This is a genomic window from Actinoplanes sp. CA-142083 (assembly GCF_050942195.1).
Classification (GTDB): Bacteria; Actinomycetota; Actinomycetes; order Mycobacteriales; family Micromonosporaceae; genus Actinoplanes.
Genome location: NZ_CP192076.1, coordinates 9253391 through 9277555, shown reverse-complemented (window position 1 = coordinate 9277555; position 24165 = coordinate 9253391). Strand labels below are relative to the sequence as shown.

Genomic DNA, 24165 nt, shown 5'->3' with positions numbered 1-24165 from the left:
TTCCTCGCAAGCGATCTCAGTACCGTCAAGTCTCGCACGCCGCCTCCGCACGCAAGGCACCAACCCGGACCGGGTACCTTCGGACCCGCAGGAGTAACCGGAGGAGGAGCAACAGTGCGGATCACGGGCACCGGCCACGCGAGCATGCGGATCGACACGTCCGCCGGCAGCATTCTGTGCGACCCGTGGGTCAACCCGGCATATTTCGCCTCGTGGTTCCCCTTCCCCGACAACTCCCAGCTGGACTGGGAGACGCTCGGTGACGTCGACTACCTCTACGTCTCCCACCTGCATCGCGACCATTTCGACGCGGCCCACCTCACGCGCTTCATCAGCAAGAAGGCCACGGTCCTGCTGCCGGAGTACCCGACCAGCCAGCTCGAGGACGAGCTGCGCGACCTCGGCTTCACCAGGTTCCTCAAGACGGTGTCCAACGAGGTGCACGAGCTCGACGGCGGGCTCAAGGTGATGATCCAGGCGCTGATCAGCCCGACCGACGGCCCGATCGGCGACTCCTCGCTGTGGGTGGAGCACGATGGCGTACGCGTGCTCAACCAGAACGATGCCCGCCCCACCGACCTGACCACGTTCGCCGAGCTCGGCCATGTGCACGCGCACATGCTGCAATTCTCCGGCGCGATCTGGTACCCGATGGTCTACGAGCTGCCCGACGGGGCGAAAACGGCGTTCGGCAAGCAGAAGCGCGACCGCCAGTTCGACCGCACGTGGCGCTACATCGACGACCTCAAGGCCGACCACGTCTTCCCGATCGCCGGCCCGCCATGCTTCCTCGACGACGAGCTCTGGCAGTTCAACGACATCTTCGGCGACGAGGGGAACATCTTCCCCGACCAGTCGGTCTTCATGTCCGAGTACGCCAAGGTCGGCGGCACCAACGGCATCGTCCTGCTGCCCGGCTCAGTGACCGAGTTGTCGGAGAAGGGCGCGACCACCACGCACCCGACCGACGTCGACGAGTTCTTCGCCAACAAGAAGGCGCACCTCGAAGAGATGCGCACCAGGAAGGCCCCGATCATCGCGGCCGAGAAAGCGTCCTGGCGCCACCCCGAGATCGACGTCCTCGGCGAGCTCAAGAAGCGCATCGAGCCCCTGCTCGAAGAGTCGATCTACATGGCTCAGGGCGTCGGCGGCCCGGTCCGCTTCGACTTCACCGACACCGACGGCCCGACCGGCAACATCATCGAGTCCATCGTCGTCGACTTCCCCGGCAAGCAGGTCCGCCCCTACGCCGACGAGAAGGTCCGCTACCGCTTCAAGACCGGCCGCGCCCTCGTCGAGCACCTGATCCACATCGACGAGGGTGACTGGGTCAACAGCCTGTTCCTGTCCTGCCGCTTCTCCGCGGCCCGCATCGGCCAGTACAACGAGTTCGTCTACGCGTTCTTCAAGTGCCTCTCCGAGGAGCGCCTGCAGTACGCCGAGGGCTGGTACGACGAGCACGAGAAGGCGGTCGAGGCCGAGGACACGCAGCTCGGTGACTGGACTCTGCAGCGCCGCTGCCCGCACCTCAAGGCCGACCTCAGCCGCTTCGGCATCGTCGACGGCAACACCCTGACCTGCCAGCTCCACGGCTGGAAGTTCGACCTGCCCAGCGGGCGTTGCCTGACGAGCGTCGGCCACAAGATCCGCGCAGAAAAGACAAATCCCTAAAAAGCCGATGTCGTGCCTGGGTGGGTGGTGCAGACCGTCGCTCCCGCCGAGGCCGGGCCGGGGCCCAGCAAAGCTGGCCCTGGCCCTTCATTCTGCGTGAGTGGTCAAAGACCCAGATCGGCCAGGACGCGCTTGGCGACGTTGTGCCCGGCGGCGCCGATCACGCTGCCGGCCGGGTGGGTCCCGGCTGAGCCGGCATAGAGGCCGTCCACGCCCGTGAAATACGGCATGCGCTCGTTGAACGCCACCGTGTTGTCGACGTGGTGGATGTGGCCGCCGGTGATCCCGAAGTGCTGCTCGATCCCGGGCGGGGTCAGCGGCATCACGTCGGCGACCAGGTCGGACGTGCCCGGCGCGTAGCGGTCGCAGATCGCCAGCAGCTTGTCGACGTAGCCGGGGAGCTCGGCCTCCCAGGTCGTGCCCTCCAGCGAGTAGGGCACGGACTGGACGAAGAGCGCCGACGAGTGGTGGCCCTCCGCATCCTGCAGCGACGGGTCGACCGTGGTGTGCACGTACCACTCGATGGTCGGCTCCTCGGGGAGGCGGCCCGCCTGGACCTCGGCCCACATCGCCCGCAGGGCCGCCATCGGCGACTCCCGGTCGTCCGGGCCGGCCAGCCCGGCCGAGCCCGGCAGCAGGTGGATCGTCGACCCGAACGGCGACGCCGCGCCCGCCGGCAGGCAGGAGAACTGCGGCAGGCCGCGCAGCGCCAGGTTGAGCTTCATCGTGGTGCCCGGCCGCTTGACCGATTCCATGCGCGTGGTCAGCTCGGACGGCAGCGCGCCCGCCGGCACCAGGCTCATCAGCTGGTAGGGGTCGCAGCTGCCGAGCACGACGCGCGCCGACAGCGACCGCCCGTCGGCCAGCACGACGCCGCTCGCCGCTCCGCCGTCCATCGTCACCGAGGCGACCCGGGCGTCGGTGAACAGCTGGGCCCCGGCGGCCCGGGCGGCCTCGGCGAACGTGCGCGAGACCGTGCCCATGCCGCCCTCGGCGATCATCCAGGTGCCGTCGGCGCCGGGCAGCCGGCACATGTTGTGCACCAGGAAGTTGTGCCCGGTGCCCGGGTCGTCCGGCCCCGCGTTCAGCCCGGAGAGGCCGTCGGTCACCGCGTACATGCTCATGAGCAGCTCGCTCTTGAAGCCGAACCGGGCCAGGTAGTCGGCGACCGAGCCGCGCACGAGATCGATGAAGGTGCTCTGCAGCTGCGGCCGGATGTGCCGGTCGGCGATGTCCTCGACGCTCATCGGCTCCTCGAGCCAGGCCGGCGCGAGGTCGGACCGCAGCGCCGCGATCTCGACCGCCAACTGCTCGTCGGCCGTCAGGTCGCGCGGGGAGAAGAAGCGCTCCATCTGCGCCCGGGTGGCGTCGCGGTCGCGCCCGAACAACAGGTACGGCGAGCCGGCCGGCCCCGGGGTGGGCAGGAAGTAGTGCGGGTCGCGGCGCAGCACCGGGATGTCGAGGTCGAGGGTGCGCAGCAGCTCGGGCGGCATGAGACCGAGAAGGTACGAACCGGTGGACTGCCCGAGGCCGGGCACCTTGGCGAACGGTCGCTCGGTGCGGGTGGCCCCGCCCAGCACGCTCGCGGACTCGAGCACGACGACGTCGAGCCCGGCCCGGGCCAGCAGAATCGCGGAAACGAGGCCGTTGTGACCAGCGCCGATGATCACAACGTCGGCGCGAGCGGGGATGGTGGTCATGACGAGCGAGCGTAGCGCGCCGAAATGGGTGTTCGCTTCGGCGTTTCGTATGCGAAAAGTAGCTCAGAGTTGCTCAAGGCCGGGGCCGGGCGGCCGAGAGGCTCCACGTCGCGGCGTAGCCGGCCAGAAGGATCATGTGCAGCAGGTATAGCCAGAGGCCGATGGCGACCATGCCGCCGATCTGATCGAACCCGCCGAACGGGGCGCCGAGGTCGAGCGGGAGCGAGCAGAACAGCACGAAGCCGTGCAGGAAGCCGGACAGGTTGGCGGCCGTGAACGAGCCGATCAGCACGGTCACCAGCCAGGACGGGCGGCCGGGCGCGACGTACCGGTAGACCCAGATCACCACCGGCGTGAGGAGCAGCCAGCACGCCAGAAAGGACAGGATCACCGCGAGGACCGCATACCAGCCACCCCGTACCCAATAGGAACTTGTGACCGGAAGCGCGAGAAACATCGCCAAGAGCAACGCCGGCGCCGCCGCCAGTGCCGGCAGCCAGAGCAACCGGCCCTTCCAGCCCACCGCGGTGTCGGGCGAGTCCGGCTCGCGCAGCGAGACGAACGCCCGGCGCAGGCCCTCGCCGTAGAGGGTGGCCGGCAGCAGGCTGGCCAGCGCCAGCCACGGCGTCAGATGCAGACCGGCCTCGATCAGCGCGGCGAGCGCCCGCGGCGCGCCGATGTCGGAGGGCAGCGCGTCGAGCGTGTGGCCGGTCAGGCGGCGCACCCGGGCGGCGCCCGCCACCCGGCCGGTCACCCAGATCGCGAGCAGCGCGATCGGCACGACGGCGATCCCGCCGTAGAAGGTGACCGCGGCCGCCCGCAGCGCCACGTCCCGTCCTCGCAGTAGTCGGAACACCGCCTCCCTATACCCAGAGCGCGTCCGGGAAGATGGGCGGCATGCGCGACCTAGTTCTGCTCGGCTCGACGGGCTCCATCGGCACCCAGGCCATCGACATCGTCCGGCGCAACCCCGGCCGGTTCCGGGTGGTGGCGCTCGGCGCGGGCGGCGGCAACGTCGAGCTGCTCGCCGAGCAGGCCCTCGAGCTGGGCGTCGACGTCGTCGGCGTGGCGCGCTCCACGGCCGTACAGGATCTGCAATTGGCCTTTTATGCCGAGGCGCAGAAGCGTGGCTATGCGACCGGTGACTTCAAGATCCCGCGGATCGTGGCCGGGCCGGAGGCGATGACCGAGCTGGCCCGCCTGCCCTGCGACGTGGTGCTCAACGGCGTCGTCGGCAGCCTGGGCCTCGCGCCCACCCTCGCGGCGCTCGAGGCGGGGCGGATCCTCGCCCTGGCCAACAAGGAGTCGCTGGTGGCCGGCGGCCCGCTGGTGCGCCGGGTGGCCAAGCCCGGCCAGATCGTGCCGGTCGACTCGGAGCACTCGGCGCTCGCCCAGTGCCTGCGCGGCGGCACGGCGGCCGAGGTGACGAAGCTCATCCTGACCGCGAGCGGCGGCGCCTTCCGCGACCGGCGGCGCGAGGAGCTGGCGGAGGTCACGCCGGACGAGGCACTCAAGCACCCGACCTGGGACATGGGACCGGTCGTCACGATCAACTCGGCCACCATGGTCAACAAGGCGCTCGAGGTGATCGAGGCGCACGAGCTGTTCGGGGTCGGCTACGACGACATCGAGGTGATGGTGCACCCGCAGTCGGTGATCCACTCGATGGTCGAGTTCGCCGACGGCTCGACGTTGGCGCAGGCCAGCCCGCCCGACATGCGGCTGCCGATCGCGCTCGCGCTGGCCTGGCCGGAGCGGGTCCCGCAGGCGGCGCGGCCGGTGAACTGGCGCGAGGCGCACAACTGGGAGCTGCGCCCGCTCGACGATCAGGCGTTCCCCGCGGTCCGGCTGGCCAAGGCCGCGGGCCGGGCCGGGCACCGCCGCCCGGCGATCTACAACGCCGCGAACGAGGAGTGTGTGGCCGCGTTCGTCGCCGGTCGGCTACCTTTTTTGGGCATCGTCGACACCCTGGAACGCGTCCTGGACGCGGCTCCGGAGTTTGCCGAGCCGGGTACCGTCGAGGACGTGCTTGCCGCCGAGGCATGGGCCCGTGCCCAGGCACAGCGGATGATCGCAACTGTGGCTGAAGGAGCCTGATGCTGTACTGGCTGGGAGTGGCCGGTTTCGCGCTGACCATCCTGATCTCGGTTAGCCTGCACGAGGCCGGCCACATGATCACCGCCAAGCGCTTCGGCATGAAGGTGACGAGGTACTTCGTCGGCTTCGGTCCGACGATCTTCTCGTTCCGGCGAGGCGAGACGGAGTACGGCCTCAAGGCCATCCCGCTCGGCGGCTTCTGCAAGATCGTGGGCATGACGCCGCAGGACGACGACGTCGAGCCGGAAGACCAGCCGCGCGCCATGTGGCGGTTCCCGGTGTGGAAGCGGACGATCGTCATGTCCGCGGGCTCGATCACCCACTTCCTGCTGGCCCTCGCGGCGGCCTGGGTGGTCGCGTTCACGCTCGGCCTGCCCAACACGCACTACCCGACGACCAACGCCGACGAAGCGAAGCAGAAGGCGTACGTCACGGTCTCCGACTGCACGTGGGTCACGATCCCGACCACCCAGCAGGACTGCGTCCCGGGTCAGAACGGCGGGGTCGCCGGACCGGCGTACGCGGCCGGCATCCGCGACGGCGACCTGATCACCAAGGTCGGCGCCACCCCGATCACCACCTACGGCGACCTGACGACCGCGATCCGCTCGCTGCCGGCCGGCAAGACCGACTTCGAGTTCGTCCGCGACGGCGTCACCAAGACCGTCCAGGTCGACCTGGTCACCGCCAACCGCGCGTCGCTGACCGACGAGGACGCCACGGCGACCAGCCAGGTCTCGGTGGCCGCGCTCGGCTGGGACAACGTCGGCGTCCCCGGCACGATCAAGTACAACGCGGCCTCGGCCGTCCCGGCCACGTTCAACTACGGCTGGTTCATCGTCGAGAACACGTTCAAGTCGCTCGGCAAGATCCCGGCGAAGGTGCCGGCCCTCTGGCACTCGCTGACCGGCAGCGAGCGCGACCCCGACACCCCGATCAGCGTGGTCGGCGCGAGCCGGCTCGGCGGCGAGGCGATCGAGCACGGCGTGCCCGAGCTCTTCCTCAACATCTTCATCACGCTGAACATCTTCATCGGCATCTTCAACCTGCTGCCGCTGCTCCCGCTCGACGGCGGGCATATCGCGATCGCCTGGTTCGAGCGGTTGCGCTCCCTGCTGTACGCCCGGCTGCGCAAGCCCGACCCGGGCCGCGTCGACTACTACAAGCTCATGCCGATCACGTACGCGGTCATTCTCATCGGTGGCGCGTTCACCCTGCTGACCGTTACCGCCGATATCGTCAACCCGATCCAGATCTTCAATAGGTGATGCCACAGTGACCGCTGTCAGTCTCGGTATGCCGGCCGTGCCCCCGCCGCCGCTGGCGCCCCGGCGCAAGAGCCGCCAGATCATGGTGGGCAACGTGCCGGTCGGCGGTGGCGCCCCGGTGAGCGTCCAGTCGATGACCACGACGCTCACCGCCGACGTCAATTCCACGCTGCAGCAGATCGCCGAGCTCACCGCCTCGGGCTGCCAGATCGTCCGGGTGGCCGTGCCGTCGCAGGACGACGTCGAGGCGCTGCCCGCGATCGCCAAGAAGTCGCAGATCCCGGTGATCGCCGACATCCACTTCCAGCCGAAGTACGTGTTCGCGGCGATCGACGCCGGCTGCGCGGCGGTCCGGGTCAACCCGGGCAACATTCGCCAGTTCGACGACAAGGTCAAGGAGATCGCGAAGGCGGCCTCCGACGCCGGCATCCCGATCCGGATCGGCGTCAACGCCGGCAGCCTCGACAAGCGCCTGCTGGAAAAGCACGGCAAGGCCACGGCCGAGGCCCTGGTCGAGTCGGCGCTCTGGGAGTGCTCGCTGTTCGAGGAGCACGGCTTCCGCGACATCAAGATCTCGGTGAAGCACAACGACCCGGTCGTCATGATCCGGGCCTACCGCCAGCTGGCCGAGCAGTGCGACTACCCGCTGCACCTCGGCGTCACCGAGGCCGGCCCGGCCTTCCAGGGCACGATCAAGAGCTCGGTGGCGTTCGGCGCGCTGCTCGCCGAGGGCATCGGCGACACGATCCGGGTGTCGCTCTCCGCCCCGCCGGTCGAGGAGATCAAGGTCGGCAACGCGATCCTCGAGTCGCTGGGCCTGCGCGAGCGTGGCCTCGAGATCGTGTCCTGCCCGTCCTGCGGCCGCGCCCAGGTCGACGTGTACACGCTCGCCGGGCAAGTCACCGCGGCCCTGGAGGGCTTCCCGGTGCCGCTGCGGGTGGCGGTCATGGGTTGCGTGGTGAACGGCCCCGGTGAGGCCCGTGAGGCCGATCTGGGCGTCGCCTCCGGCAACGGCAAGGGCCAGATCTTCGTCAAGGGCCAGGTGATCAAGACGGTGCCCGAGTCGGTGATCGTCGAGACCCTGGTCGAGGAGGCGCTGCGCCTCGCCGACGAGATGGGCGCCGACCTGCCCGACGAGCTGCGCGAGCTGATGCCGGGGCCGCAGGTAACGGTGCATTGAAATATAGGTAAATGGGGGCCTCCGGGCCCCCGTTTTCGTCAGGGGGCATTGCGCGGCTCTGAGAGGCTGGAGCGCATCCAGCCGCACTGCCGAAAGCGAATCGCCCAACCATGTCCAATGACGACCTTGAAGTCACCGTCCTCCTGCCGTGCCTCAACGAGGCCGAGACGCTCGAGGTGTGTGTCCGCAAGGCCCTGACCTCGCTCGCCGAGCTCGGCGTCGAGGGCGAGGTGCTGGTCAGCGACAACGGCTCCACCGACGGCTCGCAGGAGATCGCCCGGGCCGCCGGCGCCCGCGTCGTCCACGCCCCCATCCGCGGCTACGGCGGCGCCCTGCTCAACGGCATCGAGCAGGCCCGCGGCAAGTACGTCATCATGGCCGACGCCGACGACTCGTACGACCTGTCCGACCTGGGCCCGTTCATCGAGGGCCTGCGGGCCGGCCACGACATCGTCATGGGCAACCGCTTCCGCGGCGGCATCGCCCCCGGCGCCATGCCGTTCCTGCACCGCTACCTGGGCAACCCCGTGCTGTCCTGGGTCGGCCGGGCGTTGATCGGCCTCAAGGGCATCAAGGACTTCCACTGTGGCATCCGGGGCTTCCGGCGCGACCGCATCCGCGAGCTCGACCTGTGCATGCCCGGCATGGAGTTCGCCTCCGAGCTGGTCGTCCGCGCGTCGCTGAGCGGCTACGACATGACCGAGGTCCCGACCACGCTGCAGCCCGACGGCCGCAGCCGCCCACCGCACCTGCGCACTTGGCGCGACGGCTGGCGCCACCTGCGCTTCCTGCTGGTCTTCGCCCCACGGCGCACACTCATCTGGCCCGGCCTGATCGTCTTCCTGATCGGCGTGATCGGCACCGCCGTTCTCTCCTTCGGACCCCGCTCGATCGGCGACGTCCAGTTCGACATCAACGCCCTGGCGTACACCTGCGTGGCGATCCTGGTCGGCGCCCAGTTGGTCCTGTTCGGAGGGTTCGCCGAGCTGTACGGCCGCTTCGAGGGCCTGGTGCGCGACCGTGCGCTGAGCCGCTGGGTCCGCTGGCTGAGCTTCGAGCGCGGCGTCGCGATCGGCCTGCTCCTGATCCTCGTCGGCCTGGCCGGCACGATCCTGGCCGTCACCCATTGGGGCGAGACCGGCTTCGGCCACCTGGATCCCCGCGGCACGATCCGCCTGGTGCTGCCGTCGGCCACCGCGATCGCCCTCGGCGTGATCAACGTCTTCGCCGGCCTGTTCGCCAGCCTCCTGACCCTGCGTGGCGTCCGCACCGCCACCACCCTCACCGAGCGCATCCCCCGCCAGCGCGCCGGCGACCGCACCCTCACCAACGCCTGACACACGTGGACGCCGTCGCGCTGTCGCGCCTGTGGGACGAGCGGTGGCCGGGCTCCTCGAAACTGCCGTACGAACTTCGCAACGTCCGCGACCGATGGGTGCGCTTCCACACCCTTCCGGAGTCCAGGCGCTATCCCGGATCCCCGGCCGAGTACGACACCATTCTGGCCCGGAACAACGCCATCCTTGCCGAGCTGGTGACGGCGCCCGAGATCCTGGTCATCACGGCGGGCTATTCCGATACGCCGGAGCCGCGGGAGCCGTGTCGCTCGCCGGAAACCGTGGCCGTCCACCCGGGAGCGACGTACTGGACGAGCGTCCCGATGGAGGACGCTCCCGGCGCCGAAAGCTGGATGCACCTGTATGCGAGCCGGACGCCCTGGTCGGTGGGGTGTGTGGATTCGTTGCTGCGGCAGGTCGCCGATGATGTGATCGCCAATGTGGTGGTGGCGGACGCCGGCCTGCGATGGCTGTGCCACCCCTACGACGGAGGCATCGACGTCATCCTGCCGTCCGAGGGCGAGCGTGACGCCCTGCGGCGTCGGCATCTTGAGTGGCTGTCCGCGCACCCGGGCGGCTTGTGACCGCGGCCGGGTCAGTCGGTCACCTCGATCGCTACGTCGGCCGGGCGCCGGGGCTCGACCAGCAGCTCCGGGGACGGCCAGGTGGCCGGGGGAGGGCCGCCGACCCACATGTACTCCAGACGGTCGAGCACGCCGTCGCGGGCGAACAGCAGGACCGCGTCGCCGTCGGTTCCCGCGACCTTGGCGTCGGCGATGAGCTCGAGGCCGTCGTCGGGGCCGCTTCGGAAGTCGACTGTGGGACAACCGCATGAGCAGCCGCTCACCACGCGCAGATCCGCGATCTGCGTCCAGAACAGGATCCCGTCCAAGTTGTCCAGGAGGACGGACACGATCGCAATCTCGTCTTGGCTGAGTCGCCGGCCCGTTTCCGCGTTCATGACATTCAGGTTGACAGATCGAATCGAGCCCCTCTGAGCTGGACTTTCTCCGGCGGCCAGGCCAGGCTGGCAGTCATGCGATCACGAATGCCCGGCATGTGGTGGGGCACGGCCATCGAAGCGCCCGACCCCGCGGCGCTGGCCCGCTTCTACGCGGAGCTGCTGGAGTGGCCGATCGTCCACGAGGAGCCGGGCACGTCCGTCATGGGCGTTCCGGGCGGTTCGTTCATGGTCTTCCAGCAGGCCACCGACTATGCGCCGCCGACCTGGCCGCCCGCTGCCGGCGACCAGCGCCCGATGATGCACCTGGACTTCCAGGTGGGCGATCTGGACGACGCGGTGGCCGAGGCCGTGAAGCTGGGCGCGAAGCTCTCACCGACCCAGCACCGGGAGAACGTCCGGGTTCTCTTCGACCCGGCCGGCCACCCGTTCTGCCTGTGCCTGGACGACTAGAAGAGGATCGTGGCGAACGAGCCCGCCGACACGAAGCCGCACCGAGCGTAAACACGCCGTGCTGGCAGGTTGTAATCGTTGACGTACAGGCTCACGGTGGGTGACACCCGCCGGAGCGCGTCGCGGACTACCGCGGCCATCGCCGGCGCCGCCAGCCCCCGGCCGCGGAACTCGGGGTCGACCCACACCCCCTGCACCTGCGTGGTGCGCCGGGTGACGATCGCGAGCTCGGCCTTGAAGATGACCCGGTCGCCGACGAATCGGGCGTACGCCCGCTTGCCTTTGACCAGCTCGGCGATGCGCCGCTTGTAGCCCCGGCCGCCGTCGTCGAGCAGCGGCGAGACGCCGACCTCTTCGGTGTACATCGACACGGCCGCGGGGAACAGCTGGTCGACCTCGCCGGGGCGCACCAGCCGCACATCGGGGTCGGGGGCGATCACGGGATCACGGTCGGCGACCAGCAACGGCTGGTTGGGCCGCACGTCGCGGGCACGCCCCCAATACCCTCCGAGACGGTCCCACAGGTCGAGGACCTGGTCGGAGCGGCCGATGATCGACGAGCAGATGCGGGCGTCGGCGCCGAGCAGGTCGGCGAACGCCGCGGTGGCGGGCGGAGTCGAGCAGACCGGCACCAGGTGGGCGCCGGACCAGATGATCGACTCGACGCGCCGGCCTGGACCGTAGCCGAAGACGCGCCCGTCGGAGCGCCACCAGTTCAGCCCGTGGGCGGCGACCCGCTCGGCGATCTGGGCGCCCGCGTAGGGATCGCGGTCGAGGATCTTCTCGACCGCGGCGCGCTCGGACTCACCGAGCTGGCGAATGGGCACCGTCAGCACAGGTATCACATTGCCAGATCCGGCCGCCCCGACACGCGCCGCAACCCGCAGTCTTCAAGAAACCCTTGCATCCGATGCGTTGCCGATATATCGTCAAACTATCGACGACAGAACGGAGATAGTCATGAGGCACACAGAAGGTTTCCACGGCCGGCGCATGCGCGGCGGCGGGTTCGGTCCCGGTTTCCCGTTCGGCCCCGGCGGTTTCGGCCCCGGTGGCGGCTTCGGCCCTGGTGGTCCATTCGGCCCCGGCGGCCCCGGATCGAGGGGGCGCCGCGGAGGCCGCGGCGGCCGGCTCAACGTCCGTCCCGCGGTGCTCGCGCTCCTGCTCGAGCGCCCCATGCACGGCTACGAGATCATCCAGGAGCTCGACTCCCGCACCAACGGCATCTGGCGCCCGAGCCCCGGCTCGGTCTACCCGACCCTCCAGCTCCTCGAGGACGAGGGCCTCATCGAGGCGGAGGCTGAGGGCGGCCGCAAGAGCTATCACCTGACCGACGCGGGCCGGCCCGAGGCCGAGACCGCCGCGCAGAACCCGCCGTGGGCGAGCATCGGCGACGACACCATGTCGCAGGTGCAGGACTTCCGCGATGCGGCGGTCGGCATCATGAGCGCCCTCAAGCAGGTCGGCTTCAGCGGCACGCCGGAGCAGCGCCAGAAGGCGCTCGAGGTGCTCAACGAGACAAAGCGCAAGCTCTACGCGATCCTCGCCGACAGCGAGTGACAAGCAGCGAGGGCTGAGCGAGAAGGCGCACTCTTCGGGGTGCGCCTTCTCGCTTCTATCCGTACGAGGCCCAGACCGCACCCAACCGCAGTCGGCGAGCCCCCGCCGTAGCGGCCCAGCCAGGCGCAACACAAGGCCGTACCCGCCCGCCGCCCCAGCGGCAAATCAATCAAGCGTTATCCACAGTCGCGAGTTATCCACAAGCCCCACCAGTATCCCCAGCGATCAAGCGTCACACCCAGGAGAATGGCCAGCGGGGGCTTCCCCCAGTGGAGGGCGGGCTGGCCGTTGGGCGGGCTGACCGGCGGGCGGGCGGACTGGGCTGGCGGGCTGGCCGGGCGGGCTGGCGGGCTCGACGTCACGGCTCGGGATGTGCGTGGGCGCCCCACGGTCGTGCCGGCGGCGTTGATCGGCTGGCTTCGGCGGGAGGTGTGGCTGGCTCGTGCTTGGCCGGGGCGGTGTGGCCGGGCGCGGTAGTCGGTGGGCAGGCTGGGCTGCCACCGCCCGGTGTGTGCATGGCCGCGGTCGGCGTGGCGCGTTGCGGTTGCCGGTGGCTGAGCCGTCCGGCGCTGCCTGCTGGACCCGCTGCTCCAGCACCGGCGAGATCTTGATGAGTCGACGCTAGGTGCGAACAGCAGGTCCCCATCCTTGAACGTCGTCCGAGGGTCGAGGGGGATATCAACGGATATTTCCGGTTAGCGTTCGGCAGGATTCTCGCAGTGTGGACAGACGGCGCAAGGGGTGGGACGCGCGGCCGGGATGTGGACTGGCGCTCACTGTCCGGGACTGGCCGCCGCATCGTGGGATCGTCCCTCCAGCACAACGAGCTGTCCGCCCGCCGGCCACGCAGGCTTTGGCCATGGCATGCCCGGCCCGACCACCGGGCACCGCAACGGGTTGAGGTCACCGGCAAGGGCCCGCGCGCGTGCCGTGTCAAGCGGCGACTGTCGCGCTGGCGTTGTGCGTGGCCGCGTTGAATGCCGTGTCGGCCGGAGGTTCGGACGTGGCGAACGGGCTCGACCGCGATGCCGTTCCTGGTGGGTCCATGATCGGCCTGGCCAGCGTGGGGTGCTGGGTGGTCAGCGGCCCAGGGCGGTCAGCGTCTCGAGCAAAGCTGTCGGGCCGCCCGACTCCAAGGCGGGAGTCGGGAGCAGGGCCATCACGGGCACGGTGATGCCGGCCTTCGCGTACGCCTCGACCTTGGTGCGGCACTCGGCGGGGGCGCCGTGGACGATCAGGTCGTCGACGAGGTCGTCGGGGATCGCGGACAGGGCCGCCTTGCGGTTGCCGGACGCCCAGGCCTCCCACATCGGGGTCAGGGTCTCCTCGCGGCCCAGCCAGCGGTGGAAAGCGGCGTACGCGGGGACCGTCAGGTAGGCGGCGATCAGGCGGCGGCCCACGTTTCTGGCGAAGGCCGCGTCGTCGGTGGGGCAGACGAAGATGCGGGCGGCGACCTCGAAGTCAGGGCTCGCAGCCTTTGCCTCGGCCAGGGCGGTGGTCACATCGGCGGCGGAGAGCCAGTTGAGGATGACGCCGTCGGCCTCGGCGGCGGCCAGGCGCAGCATGCCGGGGCGTAGCGCGGCCAGCAGGATCTGCGGGGGCGTCGCGGGCGGCCGCTCGAGGCGGAAGCGGCGCAGGGCGAAGGTGCCGAAGTCGTGGTCGACCATCTCGCCGGCCAGCGCGGCCTTGAGGAAGCGGAGCATGTCGCGGCTGCGGGCGTACGGCTCGGAGAAGTCGACGGCGTTCCAGTCGCCGACCACCACCGGCGAGGACGAGCCGATGCCGAGCTGGAAGCGGCCGGGCGCGGCCTCGGCCAGCGCGGCGGCGCTCATCGCGAGCAGGCCGGGGCCGCGGGTGAAGACCGGTGTGATCGCGGTGCCCAGGCGCATCGACAGGGTCCAGGCGGCGGCCATGGCCAGCGGCGTGAACGCGTCGGTGCCGGCCACCTCGGAGGACCACAGGTCGGTGAAGCCGGCGCCGGCGAGCGCCTCGTAGACGGCCTTGTGCCCGGCCAGCGGAACCCCGCCCAGGGGAACGGTCATGCCCCATCGCATCGACATGCGCTTGATCCTGCCTGGCGCGAAGAGTGAGGTCCACCACGTGTGGCATATCCCTACTCGCGGGTATCTTTTTAGACTGACTGGTCAGTTTAAAAAGGGAGTCGAAGATGCCGGTGCTCGTTGCGAGGGGTGCGGGGGTTCGTCAGCGCCGCCGCTGGCTCTTCCGGGACCTCGACGTCTCGGTCGAGCCGGGCGAGGTGGTCGCGGTCGTCGGCCCGCCCGGCAGTGGCCGCACCACGCTGCTGCTGGCGCTGGCCGGACGCTTCCGCCTGTCGGCCGGGAAGCTGTCGGCCGGGAAGCTGTCGGCCGGGAAGCTGTCGGCCGGGAAGCTGTCGGCCGGGAAGCTGTCGGCCGGGAAGCTGTCGGCCGGGAAGCCGTCGGCCGGGAAACGGTCGGCCGGGAAAATCGACGGCGGGGCCGCGCTCGGCCACGTGCCGGGGGTGACTGACCCGGAACCCGTGTTCACGGTCGCCGAGCATCTCCAGGAGCGCCGGGCGTTGCTGGGCCGCCGCAACCATGCCGTGCCCGAGGATCTGCTCGGCCTCGACCCGGGGACAAAGGCGCGCGATCTGACCCCGTACGAGAAGCAGCTCTTGGGCTTGATCTTGGCGAACATGGCGAAGCCGGCCGTGATCGCGCTGGACGGGCTGGACGACGGCCTCGACGCCGACGAGCAGGCCTGGCTGCTGAAGGTGCTGCACGAGATCGCCGCGGCGGGCACGGCGGTCGTCTTCACAGCCCGCGACATCGACCCCGACAACGTGACAACGGTGATCCGCCTGGGCGAGGAGACGAAATGACGCTGGCAGCGATGGAGCTCAAGCGGTTCATGCGCAGCCGGCTCACGGCCGCCGCGCTGGCCGTGCTCGCGGTCGTGCCGCTGCTCTACGGCGCGCTCTACCTCTACGCGTTCTGGGATCCCTACGGGCGGCTCAACCACATCCCGGCGGCGCTCGTGGTCGAGGACCGGACCGCCACGGCGACCGACGGCACCCAGGTGCACGCGGGTCAGGATCTGGCCGACGAGCTGGAGCGGCGGGAGATCTTCGACTGGCACGTCACCGACGAGCGGGGCGCCACCGAGGGGTTGGAAAGCGGCAAGTACCAGATCATGCTGCGGATCCCGGCGGACTTCTCCGCCGACCTGGTCACCGGGCCCGACCAGGACGCCACCGCCGAGACCGCGCAGCTGCGGGCGGTCAGCGACGACGCGACGAACTACCTGAGCGGCGTCTTCGCACGGACCGCCTTCGACGAGGTGCGCGCGGCGGCGGCCGCCAGCGCCTCGGCGGGCTACTACGACAAGATGCTGATCGGCTTCACCGACCTCAAGGACCAGACCCGGCAGGCCGCCGACGGCGCGAAGACCTTGGAAGGCAAGCTCGGCGAGGCCGATGACGGCGCCGGCCGGATCTCCGGCGGCATCGACCAGGCCCACGGCGCGGCCGGCCAGATCGCGACCGGTCTGGGGACGGTGGACAGCGGGATGGGCGACCTCGTCGACGGGCTGACCCGGCTCGACACCGGCGCCCAGCAGCTCGCCACCGGCACCGCGCAGGCGGCGAGCGGCGGCCGGCAGCTGGCCACCGCGGTCGACGCGGCCGCCGGCAAGGTCGAGCCGGTGCTGCGGGACAACGCGCAGAACATCGCCGACGCCGCCAAGCTGGTAGCGCGCGGCGCCGACACGCTGGCCGCCAACATCGGCGCCATCGACACCGCCGCCGACCAGGCGGTGCGCGACGCCAAGCAGCTTCAGAGCTATCTCGACACGCTGCCAGCCGAAACGCAGGGGCTGGCCGAGGCCAAGACGCTCGCCGCCCGTCTGGTGGCTGACGCCGAGAAGGTGCAGCACACCGTGCAGGCCGCCGACCTCGACAAGTTGCGCGCCGAGCTCAAGTCGGTCGCGGCCACGGCCCGGCAGGTCGCCGCGGCCGCCCCGCACCTCGCCGACGACGTCGCGGCGGCCCGCGCCCAGGTCGACAAGCTCGCCGACGGGCTCGACCGGCTCGCCGCCGGCGCCAAGCAGCTGCAGGCCGGCACGGCGGACGCCAAGACCGGCGCACAGACCCTGCAGAACGGGATCTATCGGCTCGCCACCGGGCAGCGCCAGCTCTACGGCGGTCTCGGCGAGCTGTCGACGGCGGGGCACAAGCTCGCCGACGGGCTCGGTCAGCTGCAGGGCGGCGCCGACAAGCTCGCGACCGGCCTGGCCGACGGCGCGCGGCAGATCCCGGGCTACGGCGACGACAGTTCGCAGCGGGCCGATGTTCTCGCCGACCCGGTGAGCCTCGATCGCGTGGTGAAGCATCCGGCCGGCACCTATGGCGTGGGCTTCGCGCCGTACTTCCTGGCCCTGGCGCTCTGGGTCGGCGCGATGATCACCTACATGGTGTTGCGCCCGCTCAACCGCCGGCACCTGATGTCCGGCGCACCGGCGCCGCGGGTGGCGCTGGCCGGGCTGCTCCCGGCGGTGGCGATCGGCTTCACCCAGGCCACGCTGCTGTTCGCGGTGGTGCGGTTCGGGCTCGGGCTGTCCCCGGTGCATCCGCTGCTCACCTGGGGGTTGTTGCTGCTCACCGCGGCGGCCTTCGCGGCGATCATGCAGCTGATCGGGGCCGCTCTCGGCGCGCCCGGGCGGATCGTCGCGCTCGCGCTGCTCATGCTCCAGCTGACCTCCTCCGGCGGCACCTACCCCGTGCAAACCACGCCGGGGTTCTTCCAGGCGATTCACCCGCTCCTGCCCATGACGTACGTCGTGGAAGCGGTGCGCCACGCGGTGGACGGCGGTGCGGGCGGACCCGTGCTGACCGGGGTGCTCCTGCTGCTGGCGTACGGGATGGGCTCGTTGATCTTGACGGTGCTCGTCGCCCGTCGATCGGAGCGCCTGACGCCCTCGAAGCTCCACCCGGAGCTGGCCATATGATGCGGTGTGATGGACTGTGACCGTGACGGACGCCGCGAGAGTGACGGACGGGCGCACCCGGCGGCGGGCCGACACCCGGCAGCGGCTGTACGAGGCGGCCGTCGAGCTCATCGCCGAGCAGGGCTTCTCGGCCACCACGGTGGACGACATCGCGCTGCGGGCCAAGGTCGCGAAGGGCACCGTCTACTACAACTTCAAGTCGAAGAACGATCTCTTCGAGGAGCTGCTCCGGCACGGGATCGGCCTGCTCACCGACGGTTTCCGCGCGGCCGTGGCGGGACTGCCGCCGCGCGAGGCGGTGGGCGCCCTCGTGCGTACCCAGCTCGAGTACATCCGGCGGTACCGCGCCTTCGCACAGCTGCTGCTCTCGGAGATGTGGCGCACCAACCGGGAGTGGCACCAGACCCTGATCCTGCTGCGTGAGCAGGCGATCGGCGTGATCGCGGAGACGCTGCAGGCCGGCGTCGACTCGGGCGACCTTCCGAAGGACCTCGACGTGCGGGTCGCGTCGGCGGCGCTCTTCGGCATCGGCCTGGTGGTGGCGGTGGACTGGATGGTCTTCCAGCCGGAGCGGCCGATCGAGGACGTGGAGGAGTCGCTCCTGGCGATCGTGCGCCGAGTGGGCTAGGCGGCCGTTGTGGTCGGGCGGTCGGCGTCGTCCTCGGGGGTGAGGACGCCGCCCAGCTCGATGATGCGGCGATGGGCCGCGGCCAGGCGGTCCTCGAGGGTGACGATGCGGCAGGCCGCGGTGAGCAGGATACCCTCGTCGAGGAGCTGGCGGACGCGCTGGGCGAGCTGGAGCTGGTGACGCGAGTAGCGGCGGTGGCCGCCGTCCGAACGCTGCGGCTCGATCAGGCCGGCGGCGCCCAGGCTGCGCAAAAAGGCCGGCGTCACGCCGATCATGTCGGCGGCCCGGCCCATCGTGTACGCCGGGTAGTCGGCGTCATCGAAGGAGGTGGCGGTGCTCATCTGTCCTTTCCCGGGGGTTCGTCTCAAGTGCGGACAGTCCAAGGCCCCGGCGGGTAACCGGGGCCCTGGCTTTTCAATTCTGATGCCGACCGTCGTCGGCGCATGCGGTTGTCCGTCTGCGTGCCGCTAGCGGACAACCTGAGTGATGGGCATCGGCTGCGATCACCTCTTGTCGGGTCGGGGACGTTGTGATTACGCGTTGCTGCGGTATCTCGTCCTCCTTAGCCAACTCAGGGTCTGTGCCAGTTGCGTGTCGGCTGTGCGTGGCCGACTCCAGAAATGCTATGCCCGGGACGCGGTTATTTCTAGTACCGCCGCTGTAGATTTTTCGGACAAATCGTCGGACGTAAACGTCTGGGGAGGATGAGGGCGGCGGTGCGGGGCGGGCGCCGGACACGGCCGTAGCCGCGTGTGAGAGAGGTGACCGCGCCCCGCACCGCCGCGGGACAGGGGCGAGTCGGCAGCCCCTGTTTCGCAAAGCCTGCCGAGGGCTTGCGGTGTCTGTTCTGTGTATGAGTGTGGGGTTCCTCGGCCATCGGCGGCAACGCAATTAACGCTGATCATTGACGTGCGTAACAACCGAGGGAGATCATCGCGGCACGCGGTGACTCCGGTCACACGGCAACCCCTCGGTCAAGGGAGTCGCACATGAGCGTCAACCCAGCACCCAGTACCGACGAAGAACGCCTCGCCCAGCTCGGCTACCAGCAGGAGCTGCACCGCCGACTCTCCGGCTTCTCGAACTTCGCGGTCTCTTTCTCGATCATCTCCATCCTCGCCGGCGCGATCACGTCGTACGGCATCGCGATGACGGCCGGCGGGCCCATGGCCATCACGCTCGGCTGGCTGTTCGTCGGCATCATGGTCACGTTCGTGGCCCTGGCCATGGCCGAGGTGTGCTCGGCGTATCCGACCGCCGGCGCCCTCTACTGGTGGGCCGCGGCGCTGGCCAAACGCAACAAGGCCGCGTGGGCCTGGTTCGTGGGGTGGTTCAACTTCCTCGGCGAGGTCGCGGTCACGGCGGCCATCGACTTCGGCGCGGCGATCACCACGGCGGCTTTCCTGAGCCTGACCTTCGACATGGAGGTCACCAAGACCAGCACGTTCCTGATCTTCTTGGTGATCATCGTGGTGCACGGCCTGCTCAACACGTTCGGCGTCAACCTCGTGCGCCTGCTCTCCGACGTGAGCGCCTGGTGGCACCTGGTCGGCGTGGGGGTGATCGTGGTGCTGCTGGCGGTGCTGCCCGACCAGCACAAGCCGATCTCCGAAGTGTTCACCGAAGTGCACAACGCCACCGGCTTCACGTTCGCCGGGGCCAGCGTCTACGCCGTCCTCATCGGACTGTTGATGGCGCAGTACACGTACACGGGATACGACGCCTCGGCGCACGTGGCCGAGGAGACGCACGACGCCGCCAACGCCGCGCCCCGGGGCATCGTGATGTCGGTGGTGGTCTCCGTGATCGCCGGCTTCGTGCTGCTCTTCGCGATCACCTGGTCGATCCAGGACTACGAGGCGGAGCGGACCACGGCGCTCGGCCTGCCGCCCGCGCAGATCTTCATCGACGCGGTCGGCCACAACACCGGCACGTTCCTGGTCTTCATCTGCATGGTGGCGCAGTGGTTCTGCGGCATGGCCTCGGTGACCGCGAACTCGCGGATGTCGTACGCCTTCTCCCGCGACGGCGCGCTGCCCGGCTCGCGGATCTGGAAGCAGGTCAACCCGCGTACCGGCACGCCGACCAACTCGATCTGGCTCTGCGTCACGCTGTCGACGATCATCGTGCTGCCCTCGCTGTGGAACACCACGGCGTACCTGGCGGCGACCTCGATCGCCGTCATCGGGCTCTACATCGCGTACGTGGCGCCGGTGTTCCTGCGGCGGATGAACCCGGACTTCCAGCCGGGCCCGTGGAACCTCGGCAAGTGGAGCGCGCCGGTCGGCTGGATCGCGATCGTCTGGGTCGTGATCATCTGCATCCTGTTCGTGCTGCCGACGGCCAGCCCGATCACGGCGACGACCTTCAACTACACGATCGTCGCCGTGGCGGTCGTGGTGGGCGCCGCGGCGATCTGGTGGTTCGCCAGCGCCAGGAAGTGGTTCACCGGACCGCGGCAGAACCTGATCGACAAGGCCGCGCACGGCGAGCAGACCATGCCCACCGAGTGAATGATCTGTAGTAGTGCGGGGGACGGGCGTTTTGCCCGTCCCCCGGAACCCGCGTGAGGACGGTGCCATGGATCTCGAGGAGCTGGACGTCTCCGTCGACAACGGCAGCATCGACACGGTGCTGCTGGCCCTGACCGACATGCAGGGGCGCCTGCAGGGCAAACGCCTGCACGGCCGCTACTTCATGGACGAGGTGGTCACCGGCGGCAGCGAGGGCTGCAACTACCTGCTCGCCGTCGACGTCGACATGAACACCGTGGACGGCTACGAGATGTCCTCCTGGTCGAGCGGCTACGGCGACTTCGTGATGAAGCCCGACTTCGCCACCCTGCGCCGGGTGCCGTGGCAGCCGGGCACCGCGATGGTGCTGGCCGACCTGTTCACGGTCGGGGGCGAGCCGGTCTACGCCTCGCCGCGGCAGATCCTCCAACGCCAGCTCGAGCGCCTCGCCGAGCACGGTCTCACCGCGTTCGCCGGCACCGAGCTCGAGTTCGTGCTCTACAAGGACAGCTATGAGCAGGCCTTCGACAAGAGCTACCGCGACCTGGTCCCGGCGAACCAGTACAACGTGGACTATTCAATGCTCGGCACCTCGCGGGTCGAGCCGCTGCTGCGCCGCATCCGCAACGAGATGTACGGCGCCGGCCTGCAACCCGAGAGTGCCAAGGGCGAGTGCAACTTCGGCCAGCACGAGATCGCGTTCCGCTACGCCGACGCCCTGGCCTGCGCCGACAACCACGTCATCTACAAGAACGGGGCCAAGGAGATCGCCGCCCAGGAGGGCATGGCGCTGACCTTCATGGCCAAGCCCAACGCCCGGGAGGGCAACTCCTGCCACATCCACTTCTCGCTGCGGGGCCGCGACGGCAAGTCGGCCATGCTCGGCGACGGTCCCGGGCACCTCAGCGTCACCGGGCAGCGGGTGCTGGCCGGGCTGCTCGCCACGATGCGCGACTTCTGCCTGCTGTTCGCGCCCAACATCAACTCGTACAAGCGCTTCCAGCCGGGCTCGTTCGCGCCGACCGCGCTGCGCTGGGGCGTCGACAACCGCACCTGCGCGCTGCGGATGGCCGGGCACGGCCAGGGCATGCGGGTGGAGAACCGGGTGCCGGGCGGCGACGTCAACCCCTACCTGGCGATCGCGGCGCTGGTGGCGGGCGCGATCTATGGCATCGAACACGAACTGGACCTGGAGTCGGAGTTCGTCGGTAATGCTTACGAGGACGCTTCGGCCGGGCGGGTGCCGGCGACGCTGCGGGAGGCCCACCAGCTGTGGCTGGCAAGCGACCTGGCGCGCGAGGCGTTCGGGGCCGATGTGGTGGGTCACTACGCCAACATGGCCCAGGTCGAGCTGACGGCCTTCGACGCGGCCGTCACCGACTGGGAGCTGCGTCGAGGGTTCGAGCGATTGTGAGCCCTCCAACCGCCCCACCCACCACCCAAGAACGGAATGAAGGCCTTTGATGACACAGGTGATCAACCCGTCCACCGGGTCGGTCCTCACCAGCGTGCCGTCGTTCGGCCTGGAGGAGACCGATGCCGCCATCGAGCGCGCGCAGTGGGCCTTTCCGGGCTGGCGGGCGGTCGCGCCGGGCGAGCGGGCAAGGCTGCTGCGGCGCTTCGCGGCCGTGGTCGAGGAGCACATCGACGAGCTTGCGGACCTCGAGGTACGCAACGCGGGCCACACCATCGGCAACGCGCGCTGGGAGGCCGGCAACGTCCGGGACGTGCTCAACTACTACGCGGGCGCGCCGGAACGGCTGATCGGCAAGCAGATCCCGGTGCCGGGCGGCCTCGACGTGACGTTCCACGAGCCGCTCGGCGTGGTCGGCATCATCGTGCCCTGGAACTTCCCGATGCCGATCGCGGGCTGGGGATTCGCCCCGGCGCTGGCGGCCGGCAACACGGTCGTGCTCAAGCCGGCCGAGCTCACCCCGCTCACCGCGATCCGGCTCGGCGAGCTCGCGCTCGAGGCCGGCCTCCCCGAGGACGTCTTCCAGATCGTTCCCGGCAAGGGCTCGGTGGTCGGCCGGCGGTTCGTCACCCACCCGGCGGTGCGCAAGGTCTGCTTCACCGGCTCCACCGACGTCGGTAAATCGATCATGGCGGGCTGCGCCGACCAGGTGAAGCGGGTGACGCTCGAGCTGGGCGGCAAGAGCTCCAACATCGTCTTCGCCGACGCCGACCTGGAGAAGGCGGCCGCCTCCGCCCCCTCTTCGGTTTTCGACAACGCCGGCCAGGACTGCTGCGCCCGCTCGCGGCTGCTCGTCCAGGAGTCCGTGTACGACAAGTTCCTCGCCCTGCTCGAGCCCGCGGTCAAGGCGTTCCGGGTAGCCGATCCCTCGGACGCTTCCGCCGAGATGGGCCCGCTGATCTCGGCGGCGCATCGCGACACGGTGGCGTCCTATGTGTCCGACGCCGATGTCGGATTTGTCGGAAACGCGCCGACGGGGGACGGCTGGTGGTTCCCGCCCACCGTGCTGCTCGCCCACAGCCGCGACGACCGGCATTGGCGCGAGGAGGTCTTCGGCCCGGTGCTGAGCGTCCTGCCGTTCAAAGACGAGGATGACGCGGTCCGGCTGGCCAATGACACCGAGTACGGCCTGTCCGGCTCGCTCTGGACCCGCGACCTGGGACGGGCGCTGCGCGTCTCGCGGGCGGTGGAGACCGGCGCGCTCAGCGTCAACAGCCACTCCTCGGTGCGGTACTGGACCCCGTTCGGCGGCATGAAGCAGTCCGGCCTCGGCCGTGAGCTCGGCCCGGACGCGCTGCACGGCTTCACCGACGTCAAGAACGTGTTCCTAGCCTCGGGAGAATAAGTGGATCGTTTGCAGGACCGGGTCGCCGTGATCACCGGCGCCGGCAGTGGGATCGGGCTCGCCACCGCCCGCCGGTTCGCGGCGGAAGGGGCGAGGATCGTCGCCGTCGACATCTCCGAGAAATCCGGCAAGTCGGTTGCCGACGAGGTCGGCGGGGAGTTCGTCGCGTGCGACGTGTCCGACGAGGAGCAGGTGAAGGCGCTCTTCGACGGGGTCGCTTCCCGCTACGGCCGGGTCGACATCGCCTTCAACAACGCCGGCATCTCCCCGCCCGACGACGACTCCATCCTGGTCACCGGCCTCGACGCCTGGGAGCGGGTCCTCAAGGTCAACACCACCTCGGTCTTCTTCTGCTGCAAGTACGCGATCCCGCACATGCAGCGGCAGGGCAAGGGCTCGATCATCAACACGGCCTCGTTCGTGGCGATCCTCGGCGCCGCGACCTCGCAGATCGCCTACACGGCAAGCAAGGGCGGGGTGCTGGCGATGACCCGGGAGCTGGGTGTGCAGTTCGCCCGCGAGGGCATCCGGATCAACGCGCTCTGCCCGGGACCGGTGGCGACGCCGCTGCTCATGGAACTGTTCGCCAAGGACCCGGAGCGCGCCGCCCGCCGGCTGGTGCACGTGCCGATGGGCCGGTTCGCCGAGCCCGAGGAGATCGCCGCGGCGGTCGCGTTCCTCGCCAGCGACGACGCGTCGTTCATGACCGCGTCCCAGTTCGTGGTCGACGGCGGCATCACCGGAGCCTATGTAACTCCATTGTGATGTTTGAGCACCCGCACCGGCGGGCACGATCTGTATACGCCCAGGTCACACCGGGGCGCAGGGGTCGAATCCCCGCCGGTTCAGGCCCTGCTCCCTGTGTCGGTGGGACAGACGGGCCCGGGCGCGGCGCCGCCTCGACGAGGCGACGCCGCGCACCCGTTCCGCCGTATGCCGGATACCGCTCGACGTCGTGGCGACCGAGATCGGCCTTCCGGGCGACACGAGGCGAA

At 69.8% G+C, this 24165-nt stretch carries 21 protein-coding genes; 15 read left to right on the top strand and 6 right to left on the bottom strand.

The window, feature by feature from the left end:
- Window positions 1–114 precede the first annotated feature (114 nt).
- Entirely contained in the window at window positions 115–1671 is a 1557-nt protein-coding gene (locus tag ACQPZX_RS42640) for a Rieske 2Fe-2S domain-containing protein (RefSeq protein ID WP_433368996.1), read from the top strand.
- Between the two features lie 104 nt (window positions 1672–1775).
- On the opposite strand, the gene ACQPZX_RS42635 is transcribed toward ACQPZX_RS42640, so the two are convergent.
- Both ACQPZX_RS42635 and ACQPZX_RS42630 read right to left on the bottom strand, forming a co-directional pair.
- A complete protein-coding gene (locus tag ACQPZX_RS42635) occupies window positions 1776–3371 on the bottom strand; it encodes a phytoene desaturase family protein (protein WP_433368993.1) in 1596 nt (531 codons plus the stop codon).
- A 73-nt stretch (window positions 3372–3444) separates the two neighbouring features.
- Window positions 3445–4200, bottom strand: a complete 756-nt coding sequence (locus ACQPZX_RS42630) for a YhjD/YihY/BrkB family envelope integrity protein (protein WP_433368990.1) — start codon at window positions 4198–4200, stop codon at window positions 3445–3447.
- A gap of 59 nt (window positions 4201–4259) precedes the next feature.
- On the opposite strand from ACQPZX_RS42630, the gene dxr reads away from it, so the two are divergent.
- From dxr to ACQPZX_RS42605, 5 genes are all read left to right on the top strand, one after another.
- Window positions 4260–5468, top strand: a complete 1209-nt coding sequence (dxr, locus tag ACQPZX_RS42625) for a 1-deoxy-D-xylulose-5-phosphate reductoisomerase (RefSeq protein WP_433368987.1) — start codon at window positions 4260–4262, stop codon at window positions 5466–5468.
- Window positions 5468–6736, top strand: coding sequence for a M50 family metallopeptidase (locus ACQPZX_RS42620; protein WP_433368984.1), 1269 nt, complete (start codon window positions 5468–5470; stop codon window positions 6734–6736). Before dxr ends, ACQPZX_RS42620 begins: the two co-directional genes overlap by 1 nt.
- Window positions 6737–6743: 7 nt before the next feature.
- A complete protein-coding gene (gene ispG, locus ACQPZX_RS42615) occupies window positions 6744–7916 on the top strand; it encodes a flavodoxin-dependent (E)-4-hydroxy-3-methylbut-2-enyl-diphosphate synthase (RefSeq protein ID WP_433368981.1) in 1173 nt (390 codons plus the stop codon).
- A gap of 110 nt (window positions 7917–8026) precedes the next feature.
- On the top strand, window positions 8027–9253 hold the full coding sequence (locus tag ACQPZX_RS42610; RefSeq protein ID WP_433368978.1) for a glycosyltransferase family 2 protein: 1227 nt from the start codon (window positions 8027–8029) through the stop codon (window positions 9251–9253).
- A gap of 5 nt (window positions 9254–9258) precedes the next feature.
- Window positions 9259–9837, top strand: coding sequence for a DUF3885 domain-containing protein (locus tag ACQPZX_RS42605; protein ID WP_433368975.1), 579 nt, complete (start codon window positions 9259–9261; stop codon window positions 9835–9837).
- A gap of 11 nt (window positions 9838–9848) precedes the next feature.
- Here ACQPZX_RS42605 and ACQPZX_RS42600 read toward each other — a convergent pair whose 3' ends face one another.
- Window positions 9849–10166, bottom strand: a complete 318-nt coding sequence (locus tag ACQPZX_RS42600) for a hypothetical protein (protein WP_433368972.1) — start codon at window positions 10164–10166, stop codon at window positions 9849–9851.
- A gap of 123 nt (window positions 10167–10289) precedes the next feature.
- Here ACQPZX_RS42600 and ACQPZX_RS42595 point away from each other — a divergent pair, with 123 nt between their 5' ends.
- Window positions 10290–10667, top strand: a complete 378-nt coding sequence (locus tag ACQPZX_RS42595) for a VOC family protein (protein ID WP_433368970.1) — start codon at window positions 10290–10292, stop codon at window positions 10665–10667.
- On the opposite strand, the gene ACQPZX_RS42590 is transcribed toward ACQPZX_RS42595, so the two are convergent.
- Window positions 10664–11503, bottom strand: coding sequence for a GNAT family N-acetyltransferase (locus ACQPZX_RS42590; protein ID WP_433368967.1), 840 nt, complete (start codon window positions 11501–11503; stop codon window positions 10664–10666). The two genes, ACQPZX_RS42595 and ACQPZX_RS42590, sit on opposite strands and share 4 nt — an antisense overlap.
- A 124-nt stretch (window positions 11504–11627) precedes the next feature.
- On the opposite strand from ACQPZX_RS42590, the gene ACQPZX_RS42585 reads away from it, so the two are divergent.
- Window positions 11628–12227 carry a PadR family transcriptional regulator gene (locus tag ACQPZX_RS42585; RefSeq protein WP_433368964.1) on the top strand — a complete coding sequence of 200 codons (600 nt, stop codon included), beginning with the start codon at window positions 11628–11630 and terminating at the stop codon, window positions 12225–12227.
- Window positions 12228–13306: 1079 nt separating this feature from the next.
- On the opposite strand, the gene ACQPZX_RS42580 is transcribed toward ACQPZX_RS42585, so the two are convergent.
- Window positions 13307–14287 (bottom strand): LLM class F420-dependent oxidoreductase, encoded by a 981-nt coding sequence (locus ACQPZX_RS42580; RefSeq protein ID WP_433368962.1) that lies wholly within the window; start codon window positions 14285–14287, stop codon window positions 13307–13309.
- Window positions 14288–14394: 107 nt separating this feature from the next.
- Between ACQPZX_RS42580 and ACQPZX_RS42575 the strand changes: the two genes are divergently transcribed.
- The 3 genes from ACQPZX_RS42575 to ACQPZX_RS42565 are packed head-to-tail and all read left to right on the top strand — an operon-like array spanning window position 14395 to window position 17838.
- Window positions 14395–15087 carry an ATP-binding cassette domain-containing protein gene (locus ACQPZX_RS42575; protein WP_433368959.1) on the top strand — a complete coding sequence of 231 codons (693 nt, stop codon included), beginning with the start codon at window positions 14395–14397 and terminating at the stop codon, window positions 15085–15087.
- A complete protein-coding gene (locus ACQPZX_RS42570; protein WP_433368957.1) occupies window positions 15084–17210 on the top strand; it encodes a YhgE/Pip family protein in 2127 nt (708 codons plus the stop codon). The genes ACQPZX_RS42575 and ACQPZX_RS42570 overlap by 4 nt, the downstream gene beginning before the upstream one ends.
- A 40-nt stretch (window positions 17211–17250) precedes the next feature.
- The gene (locus ACQPZX_RS42565; RefSeq protein ID WP_433385791.1) at window positions 17251–17838 is read left to right on the top strand and encodes a TetR/AcrR family transcriptional regulator; all 588 of its coding nucleotides are present in this window, start codon (window positions 17251–17253) and stop codon (window positions 17836–17838) included.
- Here ACQPZX_RS42565 and ACQPZX_RS42560 read toward each other — a convergent pair.
- Window positions 17835–18179 carry a MerR family transcriptional regulator gene (locus ACQPZX_RS42560; protein ID WP_433368954.1) on the bottom strand — a complete coding sequence of 115 codons (345 nt, stop codon included), beginning with the start codon at window positions 18177–18179 and terminating at the stop codon, window positions 17835–17837. The genes ACQPZX_RS42565 and ACQPZX_RS42560 overlap by 4 nt on opposite strands.
- A 648-nt stretch (window positions 18180–18827) precedes the next feature.
- On the opposite strand from ACQPZX_RS42560, the gene ACQPZX_RS42555 reads away from it, so the two are divergent.
- The 4 genes from ACQPZX_RS42555 (at window position 18828) to ACQPZX_RS42540 (ending at window position 23935) form a co-directional block, all read left to right on the top strand.
- Entirely contained in the window at window positions 18828–20351 is a 1524-nt protein-coding gene (locus tag ACQPZX_RS42555; protein ID WP_433368951.1) for an amino acid permease, read from the top strand.
- 67 nt (window positions 20352–20418) lie between these two features.
- Window positions 20419–21765: a glutamine synthetase family protein gene (locus ACQPZX_RS42550; RefSeq protein WP_433368949.1), complete on the top strand. Its 1347-nt coding sequence runs from the start codon at window positions 20419–20421 to the stop codon at window positions 21763–21765.
- Between the two features lie 49 nt (window positions 21766–21814).
- Window positions 21815–23170 (top strand): aldehyde dehydrogenase family protein, encoded by a 1356-nt coding sequence (locus ACQPZX_RS42545; protein ID WP_433368947.1) that lies wholly within the window; start codon window positions 21815–21817, stop codon window positions 23168–23170.
- A complete protein-coding gene (locus tag ACQPZX_RS42540) occupies window positions 23171–23935 on the top strand; it encodes a 3-oxoacyl-ACP reductase (RefSeq protein WP_433368945.1) in 765 nt (254 codons plus the stop codon). It begins immediately after the preceding gene.
- Window positions 23936–24165 lie beyond the last annotated feature (230 nt).